General features: G+C 48.1%; 24 protein-coding genes. 7 read left to right on the top strand and 17 right to left on the bottom strand.

Going from position 1 to position 19,780, the window contains the following annotated elements:
* Nucleotides 1-25: 25 nt before the first annotated feature.
* Both KJS94_RS03565 and KJS94_RS03560 read left to right on the top strand, forming a co-directional pair.
* The gene (locus KJS94_RS03565) at nucleotides 26-2,614 is read left to right on the top strand and encodes a VPS10 domain-containing protein (RefSeq protein ID WP_214449054.1); all 2,589 of its coding nucleotides are present in this window, start codon (nucleotides 26-28) and stop codon (nucleotides 2,612-2,614) included.
* Between the two features lie 69 nt (nucleotides 2,615-2,683).
* Nucleotides 2,684-3,310, top strand: coding sequence for a peptidylprolyl isomerase (locus KJS94_RS03560; RefSeq protein WP_214449055.1), 627 nt, complete (start codon nucleotides 2,684-2,686; stop codon nucleotides 3,308-3,310).
* Nucleotides 3,311-3,321: 11 nt separating this feature from the next.
* Here KJS94_RS03560 and KJS94_RS03555 read toward each other — a convergent pair whose 3' ends face one another.
* The 15 genes from KJS94_RS03555 to KJS94_RS03485 all read right to left on the bottom strand — a co-directional run bounded on the left by KJS94_RS03555 (nucleotide 3,322) and on the right by KJS94_RS03485 (nucleotide 13,523).
* The gene (locus KJS94_RS03555; RefSeq protein WP_214449056.1) at nucleotides 3,322-4,182 is read right to left on the bottom strand and encodes a hypothetical protein; all 861 of its coding nucleotides are present in this window, start codon (nucleotides 4,180-4,182) and stop codon (nucleotides 3,322-3,324) included.
* On the bottom strand, nucleotides 4,166-4,699 hold the full coding sequence (locus KJS94_RS03550) for a hypothetical protein (RefSeq protein ID WP_214449057.1): 534 nt from the start codon (nucleotides 4,697-4,699) through the stop codon (nucleotides 4,166-4,168). The genes KJS94_RS03555 and KJS94_RS03550 overlap by 17 nt, the downstream gene beginning before the upstream one ends.
* A 4-nt stretch (nucleotides 4,700-4,703) precedes the next feature.
* The gene (gene aroQ / locus KJS94_RS03545) at nucleotides 4,704-5,129 is read right to left on the bottom strand and encodes a type II 3-dehydroquinate dehydratase (protein WP_214449058.1); all 426 of its coding nucleotides are present in this window, start codon (nucleotides 5,127-5,129) and stop codon (nucleotides 4,704-4,706) included.
* Nucleotides 5,130-5,210: 81 nt separating this feature from the next.
* Nucleotides 5,211-5,741, bottom strand: a complete 531-nt coding sequence (locus KJS94_RS03540) for a GNAT family N-acetyltransferase (RefSeq protein ID WP_214449059.1) — start codon at nucleotides 5,739-5,741, stop codon at nucleotides 5,211-5,213.
* Between the two features lie 34 nt (nucleotides 5,742-5,775).
* On the bottom strand, nucleotides 5,776-6,885 hold the full coding sequence (carA, locus tag KJS94_RS03535) for a glutamine-hydrolyzing carbamoyl-phosphate synthase small subunit (protein ID WP_214449060.1): 1,110 nt from the start codon (nucleotides 6,883-6,885) through the stop codon (nucleotides 5,776-5,778).
* A 157-nt stretch (nucleotides 6,886-7,042) separates the two neighbouring features.
* Nucleotides 7,043-7,555, bottom strand: a complete 513-nt coding sequence (gene rplQ / locus KJS94_RS03530; RefSeq protein ID WP_214449061.1) for a 50S ribosomal protein L17 — start codon at nucleotides 7,553-7,555, stop codon at nucleotides 7,043-7,045.
* Nucleotides 7,556-7,675: 120 nt separating this feature from the next.
* Nucleotides 7,676-8,674, bottom strand: coding sequence for a DNA-directed RNA polymerase subunit alpha (locus KJS94_RS03525; protein WP_214449062.1), 999 nt, complete (start codon nucleotides 8,672-8,674; stop codon nucleotides 7,676-7,678).
* A 109-nt stretch (nucleotides 8,675-8,783) separates the two neighbouring features.
* A complete protein-coding gene (gene rpsD / locus KJS94_RS03520; protein ID WP_214449063.1) occupies nucleotides 8,784-9,389 on the bottom strand; it encodes a 30S ribosomal protein S4 in 606 nt (201 codons plus the stop codon).
* A gap of 131 nt (nucleotides 9,390-9,520) precedes the next feature.
* The gene (gene rpsK / locus KJS94_RS03515) at nucleotides 9,521-9,922 is read right to left on the bottom strand and encodes a 30S ribosomal protein S11 (RefSeq protein WP_214449064.1); all 402 of its coding nucleotides are present in this window, start codon (nucleotides 9,920-9,922) and stop codon (nucleotides 9,521-9,523) included.
* Nucleotides 9,923-10,028: 106 nt separating this feature from the next.
* A complete protein-coding gene (gene rpsM / locus KJS94_RS03510) occupies nucleotides 10,029-10,409 on the bottom strand; it encodes a 30S ribosomal protein S13 (protein ID WP_214449065.1) in 381 nt (126 codons plus the stop codon).
* A 56-nt stretch (nucleotides 10,410-10,465) separates the two neighbouring features.
* Nucleotides 10,466-10,582 (bottom strand): type B 50S ribosomal protein L36, encoded by a 117-nt coding sequence (gene ykgO / locus KJS94_RS03505; RefSeq protein ID WP_046369371.1) that lies wholly within the window; start codon nucleotides 10,580-10,582, stop codon nucleotides 10,466-10,468.
* A gap of 9 nt (nucleotides 10,583-10,591) precedes the next feature.
* Entirely contained in the window at nucleotides 10,592-10,810 is a 219-nt protein-coding gene (gene infA / locus KJS94_RS03500) for a translation initiation factor IF-1 (protein ID WP_039128617.1), read from the bottom strand.
* A 190-nt stretch (nucleotides 10,811-11,000) separates the two neighbouring features.
* Nucleotides 11,001-11,399, bottom strand: a complete 399-nt coding sequence (locus tag KJS94_RS03495) for a hypothetical protein (RefSeq protein ID WP_239804279.1) — start codon at nucleotides 11,397-11,399, stop codon at nucleotides 11,001-11,003.
* Nucleotides 11,400-11,508: 109 nt separating this feature from the next.
* Nucleotides 11,509-12,168: a hypothetical protein gene (locus tag KJS94_RS03490; protein WP_214449066.1), complete on the bottom strand. Its 660-nt coding sequence runs from the start codon at nucleotides 12,166-12,168 to the stop codon at nucleotides 11,509-11,511.
* A 197-nt stretch (nucleotides 12,169-12,365) separates the two neighbouring features.
* Entirely contained in the window at nucleotides 12,366-13,523 is a 1,158-nt protein-coding gene (locus KJS94_RS03485) for a homogentisate 1,2-dioxygenase (protein WP_214449067.1), read from the bottom strand.
* A 464-nt stretch (nucleotides 13,524-13,987) separates the two neighbouring features.
* On the opposite strand from KJS94_RS03485, the gene KJS94_RS03480 reads away from it, so the two are divergent.
* Genes KJS94_RS03480 through KJS94_RS03470 form a run of 3 tightly spaced genes read left to right on the top strand, consistent with a single transcriptional unit; the run spans nucleotide 13,988 to nucleotide 16,074 of the window.
* A complete protein-coding gene (locus KJS94_RS03480; protein WP_239804278.1) occupies nucleotides 13,988-14,395 on the top strand; it encodes an NUDIX hydrolase in 408 nt (135 codons plus the stop codon).
* Nucleotides 14,392-14,895, top strand: a complete 504-nt coding sequence (locus tag KJS94_RS03475; protein WP_214449068.1) for a metallophosphoesterase family protein — start codon at nucleotides 14,392-14,394, stop codon at nucleotides 14,893-14,895. Before KJS94_RS03480 ends, KJS94_RS03475 begins: the two co-directional genes overlap by 4 nt.
* 48 nt (nucleotides 14,896-14,943) lie before the next feature.
* Complete coding sequence (locus tag KJS94_RS03470) at nucleotides 14,944-16,074, top strand: pyridoxal phosphate-dependent aminotransferase (RefSeq protein ID WP_214449069.1); 1,131 nt, start codon at nucleotides 14,944-14,946, stop codon at nucleotides 16,072-16,074.
* Nucleotides 16,075-16,117: 43 nt separating this feature from the next.
* Here the strand turns inward: KJS94_RS03470 and KJS94_RS03465 are convergent, their stop codons facing one another.
* Both KJS94_RS03465 and KJS94_RS03460 read right to left on the bottom strand, forming a co-directional pair.
* Entirely contained in the window at nucleotides 16,118-16,588 is a 471-nt protein-coding gene (locus tag KJS94_RS03465) for a hypothetical protein (protein WP_214449070.1), read from the bottom strand.
* An 86-nt stretch (nucleotides 16,589-16,674) separates the two neighbouring features.
* Complete coding sequence (locus tag KJS94_RS03460) at nucleotides 16,675-17,799, bottom strand: TolB family protein (RefSeq protein WP_239804277.1); 1,125 nt, start codon at nucleotides 17,797-17,799, stop codon at nucleotides 16,675-16,677.
* A gap of 105 nt (nucleotides 17,800-17,904) precedes the next feature.
* On the opposite strand from KJS94_RS03460, the gene KJS94_RS03455 reads away from it, so the two are divergent.
* Together KJS94_RS03455 and rpe are read left to right on the top strand one after the other, a co-directional pair.
* Nucleotides 17,905-18,921, top strand: a complete 1,017-nt coding sequence (locus KJS94_RS03455; RefSeq protein ID WP_214449072.1) for a tetratricopeptide repeat protein — start codon at nucleotides 17,905-17,907, stop codon at nucleotides 18,919-18,921.
* Nucleotides 18,922-19,021: 100 nt separating this feature from the next.
* Nucleotides 19,022-19,681: a ribulose-phosphate 3-epimerase gene (gene rpe, locus KJS94_RS03450; protein ID WP_214449073.1), complete on the top strand. Its 660-nt coding sequence runs from the start codon at nucleotides 19,022-19,024 to the stop codon at nucleotides 19,679-19,681.
* The last annotated feature ends 99 nt before the right edge of the window (nucleotides 19,682-19,780 follow it).

Below are 19,780 nucleotides of genomic sequence, written 5' to 3'. Positions count from 1 at the left end.
ACCAATAACGAAACCAAGGCTACTTATGTTATCATTCCCTTCCATTTTTCGTCCGGCCCTTTTTACCGGCCTGGTGCTTGCCCTAGTTTCCAACCAAAACTACGCACAAATCAAGCCAACCTCTGCGGAAGAACGTCTTAAAAGCTTGCAAAATCGTGTTGCCCTGGAGCAAAACTCCCTGGTCAACGATATCCCTTTCAGGAATATTGGCCCGACGGTCATGAGCGGCCGGGTGGTAGATATTGACGCCAACCCTGAGGACCCTACCGAATTTTATGTGGCCTATGCTACCGGGGGACTATGGCATACCGTGAACAATGGGCAATCCTTCACCCCCATTTTTGACAATGAATCCATCATTGGCATAGGGGATATAGCGGTGAATTGGTCAAACCGGACCATCTGGGTCGGAACCGGGGAAGTGAACAGCAGTCGATCTTCCTATGCCGGCATGGGCATCTATAAGAGCAGCAATAACGGCAAAAGCTGGGAATACACCGGCTTACCGGAATCGCACCATATTGGCAAGATCCAGCTCCACCCTTCAGACCCCAATACAGCATGGGTGGCCGTTTTAGGCCATCTCTATTCCCCCAACAAGGAAAGGGGGGTATACAAGACAACGGACGGAGGCAAGACATGGAAGCAGGCTTTATTTGTGGATGAAAATACAGGGGCAGTTGACCTGGACATCAATCCAGCAAACCCCAATGAAGTTTACGCGGCCATGTGGTACCGTACCCGCAGGGCCTGGAATTTCGAGGAAAGCGGAAAGACCAGCGGCATCTATAAAAGCACGGATGGCGGCAATAACTGGCAGCTGGTGAGCGGTCCCGGCTCAGGGTTCATCCATGGGGATGGCGTGGGAAGGATCGGTGTGGCAGTATTCCCGGCCAACCCCCAAACTGTTTATGCGGTAGTCGACAACCAGTTCCCCCTGCCCGATACCAGTACCAAAAAAGTGGACACTATTTACCAGTTGAAGGATTTCAAAGCACTCACTAAAGAACAGTTCCTTGCCCTTGACGACAACAAGCTGAACAAATTCATGCGTGCCAACAGGATGCCCCAGAAATACACGGCGGCCAGTGTTAAGGAGATGGTGAAAGCAGACAAGATCAAACCTACCGCCATTCATGATTACCTTTTCGTGGATGATGGCTTCCAAAACAAATCCATCACTGGCTGCGAAGTGTATCGCAGTGATGATGGAGGCAAGACCTGGAAGAAAACGCATGAAAAGCCCATAGGCATTTACAATACCTATGGCTATTATTTCGGGAAGATCTATGTATCGCCCTATGACGCCAATAAAGTGCATATCCTGGGCTTCTATGCCCAGATGAGCACAGATGGTGGCAAGAACTTCAAGACCATTGACAAGAACAATGTGCATGCTGACCACCATGCCCTTTGGATCAACCCTAAGAAGGACAGCCATATTATCAATGGGAATGATGGTGGCTGTAATATCAGTTACGACAATGGCGAAAACTGGTTCAAGGCCAATACGCCGGCAGTCGGCCAGTTCTATGCCATCAATGTGGATAACGCCAAGCCTTATAATGTTTATGGCGGCCTGCAGGATAATGGCTCCTGGTATGGTCCTTCTACACATAAGGAAGATATTGGCTGGATGGACAATGGTGACTATGCCTATAAAATGCTGAATGGCGGTGATGGCATGCAGGTTCAGGTAGATACCAGGGATAATAAGACCGTTTATTCAGGATTCCAATTTGGGGTATATTCCAGGCTAAATAAAGAATCCAAAGAGAGGAAAGGAATCCGCCCTCAACATGAATTAGGCGAATACCCGCTGCGTTTCAACTGGCAAACCCCCATTTTATTGAGCCAGCACAACCAGGATATCCTGTACTATGCCACCAACCGCTTCCACCGCTCCATGGACAAAGGCGAAACCATGCAGGCCATGAGTGGTGACCTTACCGGTGGTCCAAGGCAGGGTGATGTTCCATTCGGGAGCATTACTACTATTGCAGAATCACCTTTGCGCTTCGGACTGTTGTACACCGGTTCAGATGATGGACTGCTTCATCGGTCAAAAGACGGGGGGTATACCTGGACACCAATCGGTAAGCCAGCAAAAAAAATACCCGAGCTTCCCCAGGGATTGTATGTAAGCAGGATTGTTGCGAGTGCCTATAAGGAAGGTCGTGTGTATGTTACGCTGAATGGTTACAGGGATGATCATTTCAATGCCTATGTGTATGTAAGTGAAGACTATGGCGATACCTGGAGCCAGATCGGGAAGAACCTCCCGCTGGAACCGGTGAACGTGATCCGCGAAGACCCGAAATCAGACAGCATCCTCTATGTGGGAACAGATGGTGGCTTATACGTTAGCATTGATGCAGGCCAAAGCTTTATGGCCATGAATAATGGCTTGCCCAAATCCATTCCTGTGCACGATATTGCCATCCACAAGGGAGAGAATGAACTAGTGCTGGGCACACATGGCAGGAGTCTTTACATCGCGAAACTGAATGATGTGCAGAAACTACTGGTCGATAAAGCCTATTATGAGAAAAAAAAGGCTGAAGCGGAACAGAGGCAACCCAAGTCGCCGGTCAAGCAGGAAGACAAACTCTGACAAGAAAAATAACTACAATTAACAGCAACGAGGGATCCCGGATTGGGGTTCCTCGTTTAATTTGCAGGAATGAAGAAGTTGCTAATCCTGTTATCATGTATCGTTGCCACCCAGGTTTCAGGGCAGCGGTTGACCATAAACCAGATGAAATCAAAACTGGAGCAGGCCGCTAACCCTATCGCCTATGTGCGGGATTCCTTAAAGAAGAAGTATTCTTTGGACACGGTGGTGATCAGGAATGCGAATTATTTCCTCGGTCTGGCAGATTCCTTAGCCTATAAAGGGAAGCCCGGCAAAGTGTATGGTCCATTTGAGGGTAAATACCTGGTGCAGGTAATGGCCAAGGCCCCGAATGAGTTTTACCGGATCAGCCAGGTATTCCTGGATACAGCTGTTTTGGCACCCAGGGTGGCCGACTCATTGGCCAATAGCATCATTGACAGGATAAGATCAGGGTCAGCCACCATGGCTGATATGGCCATGACCTATAGCATGGGCGGGGAAGGGAAAACAAAAGGCGACCTTGGCTGGATGGCGAGGGGCAGTATCCAGCCAGATATTGAAAAAAAGATACTCAAGTGCAGCAAGGGGGAAGTGTTCAAAACATGGAGCAGGACCGGCCTTCATATCATCCAGTTGACCGGAATGCCTAAGCAGGATAATGGTTTCGCCCTTTTGATGCGGGTGTTTTTATGACCAGGAAATACCTAGCGGCCGGGAATGGTTGCTTTTGCCGGGTTCATAATGTGTTCTACTTTCTCCTGCAATTGGGCCGAGAACAACAGGACCATAGCTAGAGGAATGGTTTCCGCGTACAGGATTCGCATTAGGAAAATATCCGCCACTACAAAAGCCACATAGAGCCAGAACAATAACCTGTCGAACCTTAAGGTAAAGAAACCGGCAAGGAAAAAAAGCTCGATGGCAGTCGCCAGCACAAAGACCAACTGGCATACCAGGGGATGGTTGACCAGCCAGTAAATACCTTCAGCCTGCCAGCCATCAGGGTCAAGGGCCAGCAATTCCTTATGCTGCAGCAGCAATACATTGACAAAATGCTCCTTACTGAAAAGGCTACCCCGGAGCAGCTTCCAAATGCCTGCAGAAGCAAAATAGAACAGGAAGAAGGCCCTCATGAAATGAAATAGCTGGATCCAGTGTTTTTCATGGATGTGCAGGAAAAGAAGGGGCATCAACAGCCAGCTCAGTTGCATTTCCACAGTATGCAAGCCACAGGCAGCGGCTATGCTGGCATAACAAAAATTATAGCAAAGCAGTAGCAGAATACAGCGATTAAAAGGCCTGAATAAGGCAGTTGCGATGATGCCGAGGTTGAGCACAACATAGGCGATATCGAGTAATCCGAAAACAACAGGGTGTTGCGTCAACCAATGCAGGAATCCCGATAAGCGCAGTCCCCAGGTGACCAGGTTATAAGTATCTGCATACAATACGGGATCTGCGAGACCGAGCCAGAGCCCATTCGCACTTCTCACTACAGCCATCAACACGAAACCGGCCAGGTAGAGGAATTGTAGCTGCTTGCGGATGTTATGGATGGCGGGCATAGGACCAGATGGTTTTTTCTTCACTAACGGGAATGAGTAAGCGATCCATGGTATATCCATGCCTGGTGACCCTGAAACTATCTATCCTTACCTGTAACAGTCTTTCCAAATTGGCAGCATTCCAATCCAGGAAGGCGTTTTCATCTATTGAGTTTCTGATCAGGCTATCGGGAATGGTTTGTTCGTTGAGACCTGCCTTTTGGAGGAAGCGGTTCTTGCTTCCTATTTGCTGGTATATTGGATCCAGTTCATTGATCCTTTGGGTCAGGGGTCCGGTCAGTTGATCCCATTTCATAATGGAAAGCCTGGAAGGACTGAGCAGGTTCCCATTGACATAGATCTTAACCACAGCAATCGTATCAGGCCTTCCGACCGGGTCACTAAACATACCGAATTTCAGGAAGGGGGTGATGGCCGGAAGGGGCAGCACTGAAAAGACCAGGTAGGCGAATGCCAGGGCCAGCCCCCAACGAAAGGTTCTCTTATCCAGCGCTTGTATTTGTCGCCAGTAGCCCAACTGACTAATTTTTAACAGAGATGAGGTAGTGAACAGCCAGTTCATAGCCTTTCAATCCTAAACCACAGATGGTTCCTTTTGCCTTGGCGGAAACATGGGAGAGTTTGCGGAAGTCCTCGCGGGCATGAACATTGCTGATATGCACCTCTACCAGGGGCGCAGTGATGGCCGCAATCGTATCGCCAATAGCAACAGATGTATGGGTATACCCTCCGGGATTCATGATGATGCCATCGACAGTATAGCCCACCCTTTGCAATTCATTGATCAGTTCCCCTTCAACATTACTTTGGTAAAAACTAAAAGAGATGGATGGGAACAGTGATTTGAGCTCTTCGAGATAGGTTTCAAAATCCTGGTTGCCATAAACTCCAGGCTCCCTTTTGCCGAGCAGGTTCAGGTTAGGGCCATTGATGATTGCGATAGTCATGCAATAAAAATACAGGAAATAACAGGATGTTGGCAGGCCTTTTAGGAACTCCATAAGAAGGGGGACCCAGGGCTTCAGGCATCAGGAATTCACCAGTAAGGCATAACTCATCAGGCTGATGAATTGGCCGTTCTTGATCTCGGTATCCTTATGAAAACCTTCCTTCACAAATCCGGAAAGCTCCAGCAGCAAACAACTGGCTTCATTGCCTGCTTCCACCCATGCTTCTATCCGGTGCAGATGGAATCCATCTATAAGGGCTTTCAGGAAGACTGGCATTACTTCGGATGCAATACCCTTGCCCCAGAATTTAGGCAGGAGCCAATACCCTATTTCAAGCTTTTGATGTTGGGGTTGGAAATGATACCCGCCAAATACCCCAGCCCTAAGGCCGGATGACCTTTCCACCACCATCCAGAAAGCACCGGTCCCTTCAGCCCAATGCCTGGCATAAAAGTCCATCTGGGCCTTTGTGGCTTCGTAGCTGTTGTAGCTAACCCCATAATATTGGGTTACGCGGGGATCACTGAGTCCCTGGAATACGATATCCTGGTCACTGTCCCCCACCGGGACGAGCCAGAACCGTTCCGTTTCCAACTGGCTTTGCTGCATAAAAAAACCGCCTCTGGTGAGGCGGTAATATAGCTTAGTTTTTTGAAGCCTTGATCATGGCAATGAAATCATCGAAGAGGTAACGACTGTCATGCGGTCCGGGAGTGCTTTCCGGGTGGTATTGCACGGAGAAAGCTTGTTTACCCTTGACCCTGATCCCTTCGATGGACTGGTCGTTAAGGTTCACATGGGTGATCTCAATATGATCGGCATGCTTAACCGCTTCCGGGTCTACCCCGAACCCGTGGTTCTGGGTGGTGATCTCGCACCTTCCGGTGATGATATTCTTAACCGGGTGGTTCAATCCGCGGTGGCCATGGTGCATTTTAAAGGTGGGGATGCCATTGGCCAGGGCCAGTAACTGGTGTCCCAGGCAGATGCCGAAAAGTGGCTTATTTTCGGCCAGGATATCCTTTACGGTTTGGATGGCATAATCCATGGGAGCCGGGTCACCGGGACCATTGGAAATGAAATATCCATCGGGATTGAACTTCTTCAGTTCTTCAAGGGGTGTTTTGGCTGGATGAACGCGAACATAGGCGCCGCGATCCACCATGCAATGCAGGATATGCTGCTTCACACCGAAATCCAGCACGGCGATCCTGATCGGGGAATTGGGGTCACCCATTTCATAGGGCACATCGGTAGTCACCTTGCTGGCCAATTCCAGTCCGCCCATGGAAGGCACTTCCATTACCATGCGTTTCAGCTCTTCCACATCAGTGATCTCGGAAGAAATGATACAGTTCATGGCCCCTTCAACGCGAACTTTGGCAACCAGTGACCGGGTATCGATATCCTCGATGGCTACGACATTGTTGGCCTTCAGGTACTCATCCAGCGAGCCTTTTGCTAGGCGGCGGCTGTACTGTTCTTCCAGGTTACGGCCGATCAGACCACGGATCTTTACACTGTTGGACTCAACATCCTCATCCTTAACGCCATAGTTACCAATATGAACATTGTTCATAATGATCACCTGTCCGTAATAGCTGGGATCGGTAAACACTTCCTGGTAGCCGGTCATTCCGGTATTAAAGCACAATTCCCCGGTAGTGGTACCCTGTGCACCAAATGACTTGCCATAGTAAACCGAACCATCCTCCAGAACCAGGATAGCTTGTTGTTGTGATCTGTTCGACATGTTGATTGGAAAAGTTTTGCAAAGAAAAGAAATGATTAAAACATTCCGGCCATTTTTTTGCCCTTTAGCGGATTTTAACCCGGACTGGCCTTAGGGACATAAAAAAAGCAGAATGGAAAACCATTCTGCTTTTATAAAATCAATCATCCATACTGACTTATTCGGCTGCCTTTTCAGCTGCTTCAGCAGCAGGAGCTTCAGGGGTTGCTTCAACGTTGGTTTCAGCTTCAGCCTTAGTAGCGGCCTTCTTACCACCACGACGGGTCTTCTTGGCGGGCTCAGCCTTGGCAGCAGCTGCTTTACCATAAATTTCGTTGAAATCAACCAGTTCAATCATGGCTGTTTCGGCGTTGTCACCTACGCGGGCACCCAACTTGATGATACGGGTGTAACCACCAGGACGGCCAGCTACTTTCTCAGCAACTGTGCTGAACAATTCAGCAACAGCTTCCTTGTTTTGCAGGTAGCTGAACACCACACGACGGTTGTGGGTATCATTGTTCTTGGCCTTCGTGATCAGCGGCTCAACGTAGGTACGCAGGGCCTTGGCCTTAGCCAGGGTGGTAACGATACGCTTGTGCTCGATCAGGTTGATAGCCAGGTTAGCCAAGAGGGCTTCGCGGTGGGCTTTCTTACGGCCCAGGTTGTTGATTTTGTCTCCGTGACGCATGACATTTTAGTTTACCAGCTGCACCGTGTCAGGAATTGCAGCCTACGTTATAAAATAGAAATTGAAAAAAGATGGATAGCGAGGAGCATTGCTGCGTTTCACTACCCATCCTTAAAAGCATTAATCTTCTTTATCGATTCCCAGCTTGGCCAGGTCCATACCAAAGCTCAGGCCGCGCTCGTGGAGCACCTGCTCGATCTCGGCGAGTGACTTCTGACCGAAGTTGCGGAACTTCATCAGGTCTTCCTGCTCGTACTGAACCAGTTCGCTCAGGGAGTTGATCTTGGCAGCTTTCAAGCAGTTGAAGGCGCGCACGGAAAGATCGAGGTCTTCCAGTGGGGTCTTCAGCACCTTGCGCAGTTGCAGGGTCTGCTCGTCTACCAAGTCTTCCTTCTTCTCTTCCTTATTATCGAAAGTGATGTTCTCATCAGTGATGATCATCAGGTGCTGGATCAGGATGCGTGAAGCCTGCTTAACAGCTTCTTCAGGATGGATGGTACCATCGGTAGCCACTTCCATGATCAGCTTTTCGAAGTCGGTACGCTGCTCAACACGGGTGTTTTCCACACTGTACTTCACGTTCTTGATGGGGGTGAAGATAGAGTCGATGGGTATGTAGCCCAGGGGAGCATCCTTAACCTTGTTCTCTTCAGCCGGAACATAACCACGGCCTTTACCGATGGTCAGTTCGATCTCCAGCTTAGCGGAAGGATCCATAGTGCAGATCAGCAGTTCAGGGTTCATGATCTGGAAGCTCTGGGAGCCTTCCTGGATCATACCGGCAGTGAACTCGGTCTTGCCTTTGATATGAAGAACGATCTTTTCGTTAGAAACCTCTGTATCCACCACCTTTTTGAAGCGTACCTGCTTCAGGTTCAGGATGATCTCGGTAAGATCTTCCGTAACGCCTTTGATAGTAGCGAATTCATGTTCAGCCCCTTCAATTCTGATACCCACAATTGCGTATCCTTCCAAAGAGCTCAGCAGTACCCTGCGCAGGGCATTACCGATGGTTACACCGTAACCAGGCTCCAGCGGACGGAATTCGAATTGTGCTTCAAAATCGGTTGCCTTTTGCAAAACGATTTTGTCGGGTTTCTGAAAGTTTAAAATGGCCATTTGTTTGTACGATTTACGTTTTGTGGATGATGGTTTTTGTTTACCCTTCAGCAGGACATCGGTCCTGCACAAGCGCTCAATATAACGAATAAATAAATATTATCCGCTATTACTTAGAGTACAATTCAACGATCAGTTGCTCCTTGATGTTCTCAGGAACGCTTTCACGCTCAGGATAAGCAATAAAAGTACCTTTCATCTCGCTTTCGTTCCAATCCAGCCAGCTGAACTTCTGGTTCTTACCACGTACCTGGCTGGTCAAACCGCTCTTCTCGGAAGAAGCAGGCTTGAAGGTGATGATATCACCAGGCTGCAGTTGGAAAGAAGGAATGTTCACTACTTCACCGTTCACCATGATATGCTTATGGCTCACCAGCTGACGGGCAGCAGGACGAGAAGCAGCGATACCAAGACGGAAAACAGTGTTATCCAGACGGGCTTCCAGGAGTTTGATCAGGTTTTCACCTGTAACACCCTTACGACGGGCAGCCTCTTCGAAAGTCTTACGGAACTGGCGCTCGAGTACACCATAGGTATACTTGGCTTTTTGCTTTTCGCGGAGCTGAAGGGCGTATTCACCCAGGCTCTTACGCTTGCGGGCGGCACCATGCTGACCGGGAGGGTTGCTGTTCTTGTTCAACCACTTACCGTTACCCAGGATGGGCTCACCGAAGATGCGGGAAATTTTGGTCTTTGGACCAGTGTAACGTGCCATATTAGCTTGATTTTTTAGTTACAGTGTGCAATCATTAAAAATCTAAAATCAATTGCACACCCAGGTTAAAAAAATAGAAAATCCAAAACCCAAAGCCTTGTGGACTTTGGGTTTTGGTAAAATATGTATGCTTAAACGCGGCGCTTTTTCGGAGGACGGCAACCGTTGTGGGGCAACGGGGTAACGTCTTTGATCATCACCACTTCGATACCGGACTGTGCCAGGGCGCGGATAGCGCTCTCACGACCAGAACCAGGACCTTTAACATAAACATCTACGCGCTTCAAACCTGCATCCAGGGCTGTTTTAGCGGCGTCAGATGAAGCCATCTGGGCGGCATAGGGAGTGTTCTTCTTAGAACCCTTGAAACCCATCTTACCGGCAGAGGACCATGAAATAACCTGACCCTGCTTGTTGGTCAAGCTGATGATGATGTTGTTGAAACTCGCTGTGATGTGGGCATCACCGTATGCGTCAACTTTTACTACTCTCTTCTTGGCAGCTGCTTTCGCGCTGTTTTGTGCTTTTGCCATGATAATTAACTGAGGTAATCTTTAACAAATAATTCCTGCCACACAGGCAACAGGATCGAACCACTCCTCCCCCTCCTAAGCAAGGATCCGGCAGTGGGTCTATGTCTTACTTCTTAGGAGCCTTTTTCTTACCAGCAACTGTCTTACGCTTACCTTTACGGGTGCGGCTGTTGGTCTTGGTACGCTGACCACGAACAGGCAACCCTTTACGGTGGCGAAGACCACGGTAACAGGCGATATCAAGCAGGCGCTTGATGCTCATCTGTACCTCAGAACGCAATTGTCCTTCTACCTTCAGTTCATCGTTGATGATGTTACGGATAGCGGCCAGTTCATCGTCATTCCACTGGTGTACCTTCTTGTCAAAGCTAATATTAGCTTTTTCCAGAATGTACTGCGCTGTAGAGCGACCGATACCGTAAATGTAGGTAAGGCCAATTTCGCCCCTTTTGTTTTTTGGTAAGTCAACACCGGCAATACGAGCCATAATCTGATTCTATTTTCGATTTACAAATGACTAATTGAGGGAAAAGTCAGGGGGAATTACCCTTGTCTTTGCTTGTAACGTGGGTTTTTCTTGTTGATCACGTACAGCTTACCCTTTCTTCTCACGATCTTACAATCAGCACTGCGCTTCTTGATGGATGCACGAACTTTCATGATGTTATATTATTTATATCTGAAAATAATCCTACCCCTTGTTAAGTCGTATGGACTCATCTCTACACCTACCTTATCACCAGGCAGAATCCGGATATAGTGCATCCTCATTTTGCCGGAAATGGTTGCCAATATTTCATGGTCGTTCTGAAGCTTAACTTTGAACATGGCGTTCGAAAGTGCTTCTACAATAATGCCATCCTGTTTAATGAGTGCTTGTTTTGCCATACAGATTTTGGGAGCGCAAAGATAGGATTAATTACTTCAAATAAGAAAAAAAATGGGGATTTTTTCCCCATTTTGGCTGAAAATGTTGTAATTAGGTCCAAATTTAGCCAAAATTCGACCCTTCTGGCTAGAAATCAGGACCTTCTCCCATAAAAATAGCAGGTCCCCCACCCGGGCGGGGATATCGGGGTTAATTGCGGGCGAGTTCCACTTTGGTCATCTGGAGGTAGTGATTCTGTAGTTCATGGACATTGATAGGCTGCTTGATATGGCGGCGGTCTTCCCTGTACCAGATCTCAAAATCATCAAACCGTCCATCGGCGGGCAGCAATACCCTGAAGGGTCCCTTTTTGTACTTGATAGCCCCATTCTCGAGGACTTCTTTTTCGAAATTGAATTTCATGAGCTGTGCGTCATTGAGTGGGATAGGTCTCAGGTCCTCCGGCTTGAACCAGAAATCCTGCACTTCGGTTTGAACACATACTTCCTTATCCTCCCGGTTCAATTCATTCACAATGCCTTCCCATAGTTCACCTTCGTATTGTGCCAGAACATAATCGCCCGGCTTAAGGTCATTGATTTTGATCATATGGCAATTTTTGTGTCTGAATATAATAAAATTTATCATATCAGTGAATTACCATCCGGCGATCTTTCTAGCCCTTGTTTCCGGCATCAGGGTCCGGGCTATGTTTTCCTTAATCCATATCCATTCCAGTATTGCAGGAATAGTAGTATTCCACATTTTCCAGGTGGAATTTCTCAAAGGCTTCCTTACCCCCGAAAAGTTTGAGTACAGCCTGGCAATCAACTATACCAGGTCTTTCATTCAGGATGACCGGATAACTAGACCATTTATAGTCAAGGAAAGAACAGATCCCATGCTTATCGGTATTAGCATGCACATATACGATGGTTTGAAAGAGATGGGCTTCATCCTCAATTTCAGGGCAGCAAAACCGGTGTTGGAAAAGATTGCCATGCCGCCCGTGGGTTGTATTGAAAACCTGGGCATAACTGGCAAAGAACCGCTGCAACTCAGCATCGATCAGTTTGTTGATATCACCACTATTGAAGAACCCCTCCTCGGCTTTAATCAACTCTTCTTTATCCAGGGTTCTCAGGTAGCTTAAACACTCTTCTTTCGATTTCACTTTGATCACAGCATGAAAGTGGGTGTCTAATAAATTATAGGCGTAAGTTGTCAAGAAAGGCTTCAGGTAATGGCTGAATTTCCTCAGGAACAGGTACCTATCCTCAGCCTCCCTGAACAGCAATCCCTTATCATTGGTCCTGTTGTACAAATGGAAAAACTTACCCTCTACAAAGTCCGGCCTAAAAGTCTTGGAATGTTTCATAAATCGAAACTATTCCAGTAAGAAGCGTATGCAAAAAATAAAACACCCTTTCTAAGGGGGTGAATAGACGGTTTTGGTCGGAGACGGGTCGGAGACGGGTCGGAGACGGGTCGGAGACGGGTCGGAGACGGGTCGGAGACGGGTCGGAGACGGGTCGGACTTGCGTCCGACCCGTCTCCGACCTCATGTTATACTCCTTATTCTGCCCAAGACATGGTATAGTCCTTGTTTTCAATGGAAAGTGCATCTACAGTAAGTTGCAGGGGGTGAAAGGTGTCTACCATGACGGCCAGTTCTGCAGTATCCTTCTTACCGATGGATTTTTCAACCGCGCCCGGGTGTGGGCCATGTGGTATGCCTGCAGGATGCAAAGTGATCATTCCGCGGGTTACATTCTTGCGGCTCATGAAATCACCGTCAACGTAATACAGCACTTCATCGCTATCAATATTGCTGTGGTTATACGGTGCAGGAATGGCTTCCGGATGGTAGTCATACAAACGGGGCACAAAAGAACAAACAACAAAATTGTGGGCTTCGAAGGTCTGGTGAACCGGCGGTGGCTGGTGAACCCTGCCGGTGATAGGTTCAAAATCATGGATACTGAAGGCAAAGGGGTAACAGCATCCGTCCCATCCTACCACATCGAAAGGATGGTGCCCATAATGCAACCCATACATCATCCCTTTCTTCTTGGTTTTAATCAGGAAATCGCCTTTTTGATCAAAGCTCAGCAATTCATGTGGCGCCCGGATATCGCGCTCGCAGAATGGGGAATGCTCCAATAATTGACCATATTTGCTCATGTAACGTTTAGGATAGCGGATAGGACTAAACGATTCAACAATAAAAAGGCGATTATTCCCGGCAGCGAATTCGATCTGGTAAATGGTCCCCCTCGGAATCACCAGGTAGTCGCCATAGGAAAAATCAAGATTACCGTACATGGTCTTGAGTTTACCGGAACCTTCATGTACGAAAATCATTTCGTCAGCATCCGCATTCTTATAAAAATACCCGGTCATACTTTGTTGGGGGGCGGCCAGTACAATATGGCAATCGCTGTTGACCAAAACCGGTTTCCTGCTGGCGAGGAAGTCAGGCTCTGGTTTAACATGGAATCCTTCAAAGCAGCGGTGCCTGAGCATTTTCTCCTCAGCCACCAAAGGGGCAACGTTCACAGGGTCATCTACCCCTATAATATTAGTAGGCGGATGGAAATGGTAAAGGAGGGAATAATCGTTCGAGAAACCTTCGGTTGAGAACAATTGCTCGGAATACAGGGAGCCATCTGCCTTGCGGAATTGCGTATGGCGCTTGTGTGGGATCACACCCAGTTTATGATAGTGTGGCATATGAAATATTTAAAATCAGTTGCATTGAAAAATCATTTATAACCCGGAGTGTCGAAAGCAAACAGTTGCTATCGACAAAATTCAATTAGTAACTTTTACATCCTGCCAATACCCTTAGTGTAATGGAAAGGCCTCAAAATGGATTTCCTGGAAAAACATTACCTGCCTGGTTCGCGCTGAAAGGAGTAACCCCTTTCCTTTCTTGGAATCCCCAAACAATAGATACCCCATGAATTGACTTAGAAGCCCGATCGCCCTGTTAAGGTATTACAGGAAATGCAGAAAGTATTATTCACTTACCTGTGAGAGGCCCGTGAACAGGTTAGCTCGACCCCATTGCCAAGGTGGCCAGCAGGAAGACGTATTTCCAGCGGCGCTTGTCTATCCACCATGTAAAATTTCTGAAGAATGGCATCGATGAATCGTTAAGCTAAATTACAAATTCCTAATTTCCCGCCCATTTTATGATGAAAACGATTCATACAGCCGGACTTGTGGTAGTGAACAATAGCAGGTTATTATTGGCCTTTTCTGCTAAAAAGAGGGCCTGGTACCTTCCCGGAGGCAAGGTTGATGAGGGCGAGACTGTGGCCGAAGCTTTGGTCCGGGAAATCCGGGAAGAACTTTCGGTAGCCCTTTCCCCGGAACAGCTCGAATACTTTACCCATATCAGCGCACCCGCATTTGGCGAGCCTGATATGATCATGATGGAGCAGGATTGCTTCTTCTGCAATGAACCAATCCAGCCCGTTGCCAGCAACGAGATCCTGGACCTTAGGTACTTCTCCCGAAAGGATTATGCCCTGGAGGAACACCAGGTGCCGGGTGTTTTAATGGCTTTTGACGAACTTGAAAAACGGGGATTGATATGACAAAGATCGGCCTGCTCTCCGACACTCATGGCTGGCTGGATGAGCAAATCATCCAACACTTTTCCCAATGCCAGGAGATATGGCATGCCGGAGATTTTGGCTCCATCGCCATCGCCCAGCAGCTGGAAGCCGCAACTGGCATCAAGATACGTGGGGTCTACGGGAATATAGATGGCTATGATGTCAGAAGTTTTTACCCGGAGGAAAACCTGTTCACTGTAGAAGGCATAAAGGTCTATATCAAGCATATTGGCGGCTACCCCGGCAGGTATGCCCCCGGGGTGAAGCAAAAGATCAGGGAGGAAAAGCCCCAACTATTCATTTCTGGCCACTCCCATATCCTTAAGGTACAATTCGACCCTGAACTCAATTGCCTTCACATGAACCCTGGCGCTGCGGGTAAGCAGGGCTGGCACAAGGTTAGAACCATCATCCGCTTCGTGATCGACGGCCCAAACATGAAGGACTGTGAAGTGATAGAACTTGGCAAAAGGGGCTAAATGCGCAATGGATTTTGTAAATTCGGGGATAACCAAAACGAACACACCATGTCCAATCCAATCGCCCGCCGCGAGTGGCTGAAACAAAGCGCCCTGGCAGCATTCGGCCTGAGCTTTTCCTTTAAGTCCCTTGGCGGTGAAGACTACCTGCCCCGCTATTGGGGAAGCGAACAAGGACTGCTCAACCTGGGCTCCAACGAAAACCCTTATGGCCTCTCCCCTGCAGCCAAACAAGCCATAGCGGATATGATCAATTCCGCCCACCGATACCAGTATAATATCCCATCCCTGCAGAACTTCAAGAAAGAACTGGCCACCTTCTATGGCGTCACCCCTGATCACTTACTGGTAACACCCGGTTCCGGGGAAGCCCTCAACCTATTGGCAAGAGCCTACAGCCAGGGAGACCTGGTAACAGCCAATCCAACCTTTGGCATACTTCCCAACACCGCTAAAAAGATCGGCGTAAACGTAAAGGAGATCGCACTGGATGGCGCGAAAGTGCATGACCTGGGTGCCATGATGAAGGCCATCGACACCAAGACCTCCCATGTTTATATCTGTAACCCTGCCAACCCTACGGGCACGGTGCTGAAACCTGCTGAGCTCAGGCAATTCTGCCAGGAGGCCAGCAAGCAGGCAACTGTCACCATTGACGAAGCCTATATTGATTTCCTGGATGCGCCCTACAACGAATCCATGGTGTCGCTGATCAATGACAACAAGAATATCGTCATCGTGAGGACATTTTCCAAGATCCATGCCATGGCCGGGATGCGTGTTGGCTTTGTAATGGCACACCCGGACACTATCAAGGCCCTTGCAGCCAACCATTTTAACAACGCCAATTTCTGTATGAGCGCCCTGTCCATGACAGCCGCCCAAGCCAGCCTGAAAGACCTCGCCCACAGCAAGCTGAGTAAGGAAAAGAATGCTGCAGCACGCGACTTTACCATCAGCGAACTGGAAAAACTTGGTTTCAGGTGCACGCCTTCCTTTACCAACTTCATATTCTTCAACCTCCGAAACTACCAGGGTGATTTTGCCAAGGATATGCTGGCCAAGAATGTATTGCTGCGATCCAGTGAACAGCCGGACGGCAAGTATTGCCGGGTTAGCGTAGGTACTATGGAGGAGATGCAAAGTTTTATCAAGCTCATGAAAGCAGTCAAAGCCTGATATTCAAAAAATAAAGCCGTTCGTTTGAACGGCTTTATTTTTCTTACATACCCGGGAACCAGGGCCTTCCTATTCCTTCCCGGAAAGGCCATGGCGCATTGAGCAGGATGATCAGCAAGGCCAGCACAAACATCAGCAAGGCCTTCTTGTGCTCAGCAGCGCCGGCAGATGCTGGCTTGCCTTTTGCCCTGCCAATGGTGATCAGGATGATCACTACGATCATTCCCACCATATGCTCTACGGCCCAATAACGCTGGGCACTATCCTTCATCACGCCACCCATTCCAGAAGCCTGGATCAATTTAAGTCCGAGTGAACCGGCGAACCACTGGTACAAACCGACCAAAAGGGTAATATGGGCAGAGATCATCAGGAAGAGGTCGACCTTCCGGTCTGTGGCAGTATAAGCGGTTCGCTTATTCATTCCCGTTAAGTGCCTGAGAATTGCAACAACCAGCAGCACCAGGATGACCCAGCGCATCAGGTTATGTAAGTGTAAAAGACCGTTATACATGTTGTAGGTTTTGATTTATCGTTTAAGAAATTTCAATAAAAGATTAATATAAAGAACGCGGAACGCATTACATAGAAGAATGGCATTTATTCCTTCCAGTCAGCGACAAATATATTGGTATCCCTGGTTCCACCATTATTCCTGTTACTGCAGAAAACCAGCTTCTTCCCATCATAGCTGAACATGGCAAAGGCATCAAAACCTTTATCGCGACTTACTTTTACCATATTGGAGCCATCGCCATCCATCATGTAGAGGTTGAATGGGAATCCCCTCTTGTATTCATGGTTGGAGGCAAAAACGATCTTCTTGCTGTCGGGCATGAAGACCGGCGCCCAGTTGGCCTGCCCCAGGTTGGTCACCTGTTTCATCTCACTGCCATCAATATTCGCTGTAAACACTTCCATCCTGGTAGGCGCTACCAGGTGTTCGGCCAACAATGACTTGTACTCTTTTACTTCCTCTTCTGTAGATGGCCTGCTGGCGCGCCAGATCAGTTTCTTACCATCACGGCTGAACCAGGCCCCGCCGTCATAGCCCAAGGTATTGGTGATCCGCTTCTCCTTTCCTGTCTTCAAATCCATGATATAAAGTTCAAGGTCACCATCCTTGTCGCTGGTGTAGACCATTTTCTTTCCATCGGGAGAAAGGGTAGCTTCGGCATCATACCCCTTGGCATTGGTAAGTTGCTTAACGATGACACCGTTGGTATCAGCCATGAAAATGTCATAGCTATCATACAATGGCCATATATAGCGGTTACCGTATTTACTACGGTCGGGCACCGGGGGACAATCAGTTCCGCCAAGATGAGTAGAGGCATAGATGATATGCTTGCCGTCAGGAAGGAAATAAGCGCAGGTAGTACGCCCCTTCCCAGGACTTACCATTTTGGGCGTAAAGGGTTCATTGGGTGAGGTGGGTAATTTGCCGATAAAGATCTGGTCACAGTTGATCCCTTCCTTCGGGTTGGTTTTCTGGAAGACCAGGTATTTACCATCGTAACTGAAATACGCTTCCGCATTGTCGCCGCCAAAGGTCAGTTGGCGAATATTTGTAAAGTGGGTCTCGTCAGGATACTGAACCGTATCTGCTACATGTATAACCGGCTTTCCTGTTTCCCTTTTATTCATGAAGGAACTCAATCCTGCCAGGCCAATACAAGCCAAACCCAATAATCCGATCCATCTATTCGCATTCAATCGTACCATAATTTGTATAATGAAGCCACAAAAGTATTGGTATAAACCAATAAACCAACCATGAGGTTCGGAAAACAAGTACCTGATTTTTCGGGAATGCCCTAGATTTGAAAAATGAAATTCCTTTTCCGCATAGTGGTTGCCGGACTAATCGGCTTTTCAATCGCCTGTGGCAACGATGAAAAATCGGCCCAGGCCAGCACCGATGCCGAAAACATCCTTTCCCAACCACCCTATGCCATTATCACCGATTCTATTGCCTCCAATTCAAAGGATGCCAGCTTATATTACCGTAGGGCTGAATTACTGACGCAGAACGGCATTTACGACCTTGCCACTGCAGATATCGAAAAGGCCTGGACCATCCAGCCCACTGAAGAAATTGCCGAGGCCAGGGTAAGCCTGCTTTTCCTGATGGGTCAAGGAGAGAAAGCCGTTCAAATACTGGAACAATTGGTTAAGCAATACCCGGCCAACACCAATTTTAAAAGAAGGCTGGGCGAAGCATTGGTACAAAGCGGGAAGAACATCGAAGCTTTAGCGTCCTTCGATAAAATGATCGCTGCTGACTCCCTAGACTTCGAAGCCTGGTATGAAAAGGGATTGCTGCAACTGCAGTCCGGCGACACATCCGCAGCCATTTCCAGCCTGGAGCGATCCCTGAAGATCCAACCCCTTCAACTTACCTCCCTCTCCCTCGCTAACGTATATGCAGAAAAAAAGAACCCGAGGGCCATTGAACTCTGCGACCAGGTAATAGCGCGCGACTCAGCCGGCGAATTGATCGATCCCCATTTTATCAAGGGGGTATACTATTCCAATACAAAGAACTTTACCAAGGCGCTGGAAGCTTTTGACCAGGTGATCAGGATCGACTGGAAATTCGAACAATCCTATATAGAGAAAGGAATCATATATTTTGACCAGAAGAACCTTGACGAAGCGCTGAAACAGTTCAAACTGGCATCCACTGTCTCCAATACATTCCCGGACGCCTATTATTGGCAGGGAAGGTGCTATGAACAGTTAGGAAAGAAAGAGGAAGCCTTGAACAATTATGCCAGGGCCTATGCACTGGACAAGGACTTCAAGGAAGCAGTAGAAGCAGCAGCAAGATTGAAAGGAAAATAAATGAAATACCTGCGGCCATTTAACTGCTGGCCTGCAGAGGATATTCATTCCAAAAACAAAGGAACCACAACCAATAGTTTAAAAGCCACAATACAGCACCATGATCGTTTCACCATCTTTACTGGCATCGGATTTCCTCAACCTGGGGGCGGAATGTAAAATGCTCAATGAAAGCGAGGCGGACTGGTTCCATCTGGACATTATGGATGGCAGTTTCGTACCCAATATCAGCTATGGGTTACCGGTAGTGGAACAGATCAGGAAAGCCACTATGAAGATATGTGATGTGCACCTGATGATCGAAGCCCCTGATCGATATATTGAAGCCTTTAGAAAAGCAGGTGCCGACATCCTTACCGTCCATATAGAAGCCTGCAGGCATTTACACCGAACCATCCAGGAGATCAAGAAAATGGGGATGATCGCGGGCGTTGCCCTGAATCCCCATACCCCTGTCCAGCTATTGCAGGACATCCTGCAGGATATCGACCTTGTACTGATCATGACCGTTAACCCGGGGTTTGGGGGCCAGAAATTCATCCCCCATACGCTAAACAAGGTGAAGATGCTCAGGCAGCGGATCGACCAGCTCGGCCTGGATGTTAAGATCGAAGTAGATGGCGGTGTTACCCTGGAAAACGCGCAAGCCCTTGCAGACGCAGGTGCCGATATCCTTGTCGCCGGCAGCTCCATTTTCAATGCCCCCGATCCTAGCGCAGCCATTGCTTCCTTCAAGAAGATCTCCAGGCAGTCAACATAGGCAATACCCGGAGCTGCATAGATCATTAATGCAGCCCCGTTGGAATGTGATGAAAGAAAACCCATTTTGATCCCCTTAATAGAAAGAACAGGTCCAGGT

It is taken from the genome of Flavihumibacter rivuli (assembly GCF_018595685.2).
Taxonomy (GTDB): domain Bacteria; phylum Bacteroidota; class Bacteroidia; order Chitinophagales; family Chitinophagaceae; genus Flavihumibacter; species Flavihumibacter rivuli.
Note: the sequence above shows the minus strand (reverse complement) of the source record. Positions and strands in the feature narration are given on the sequence as shown.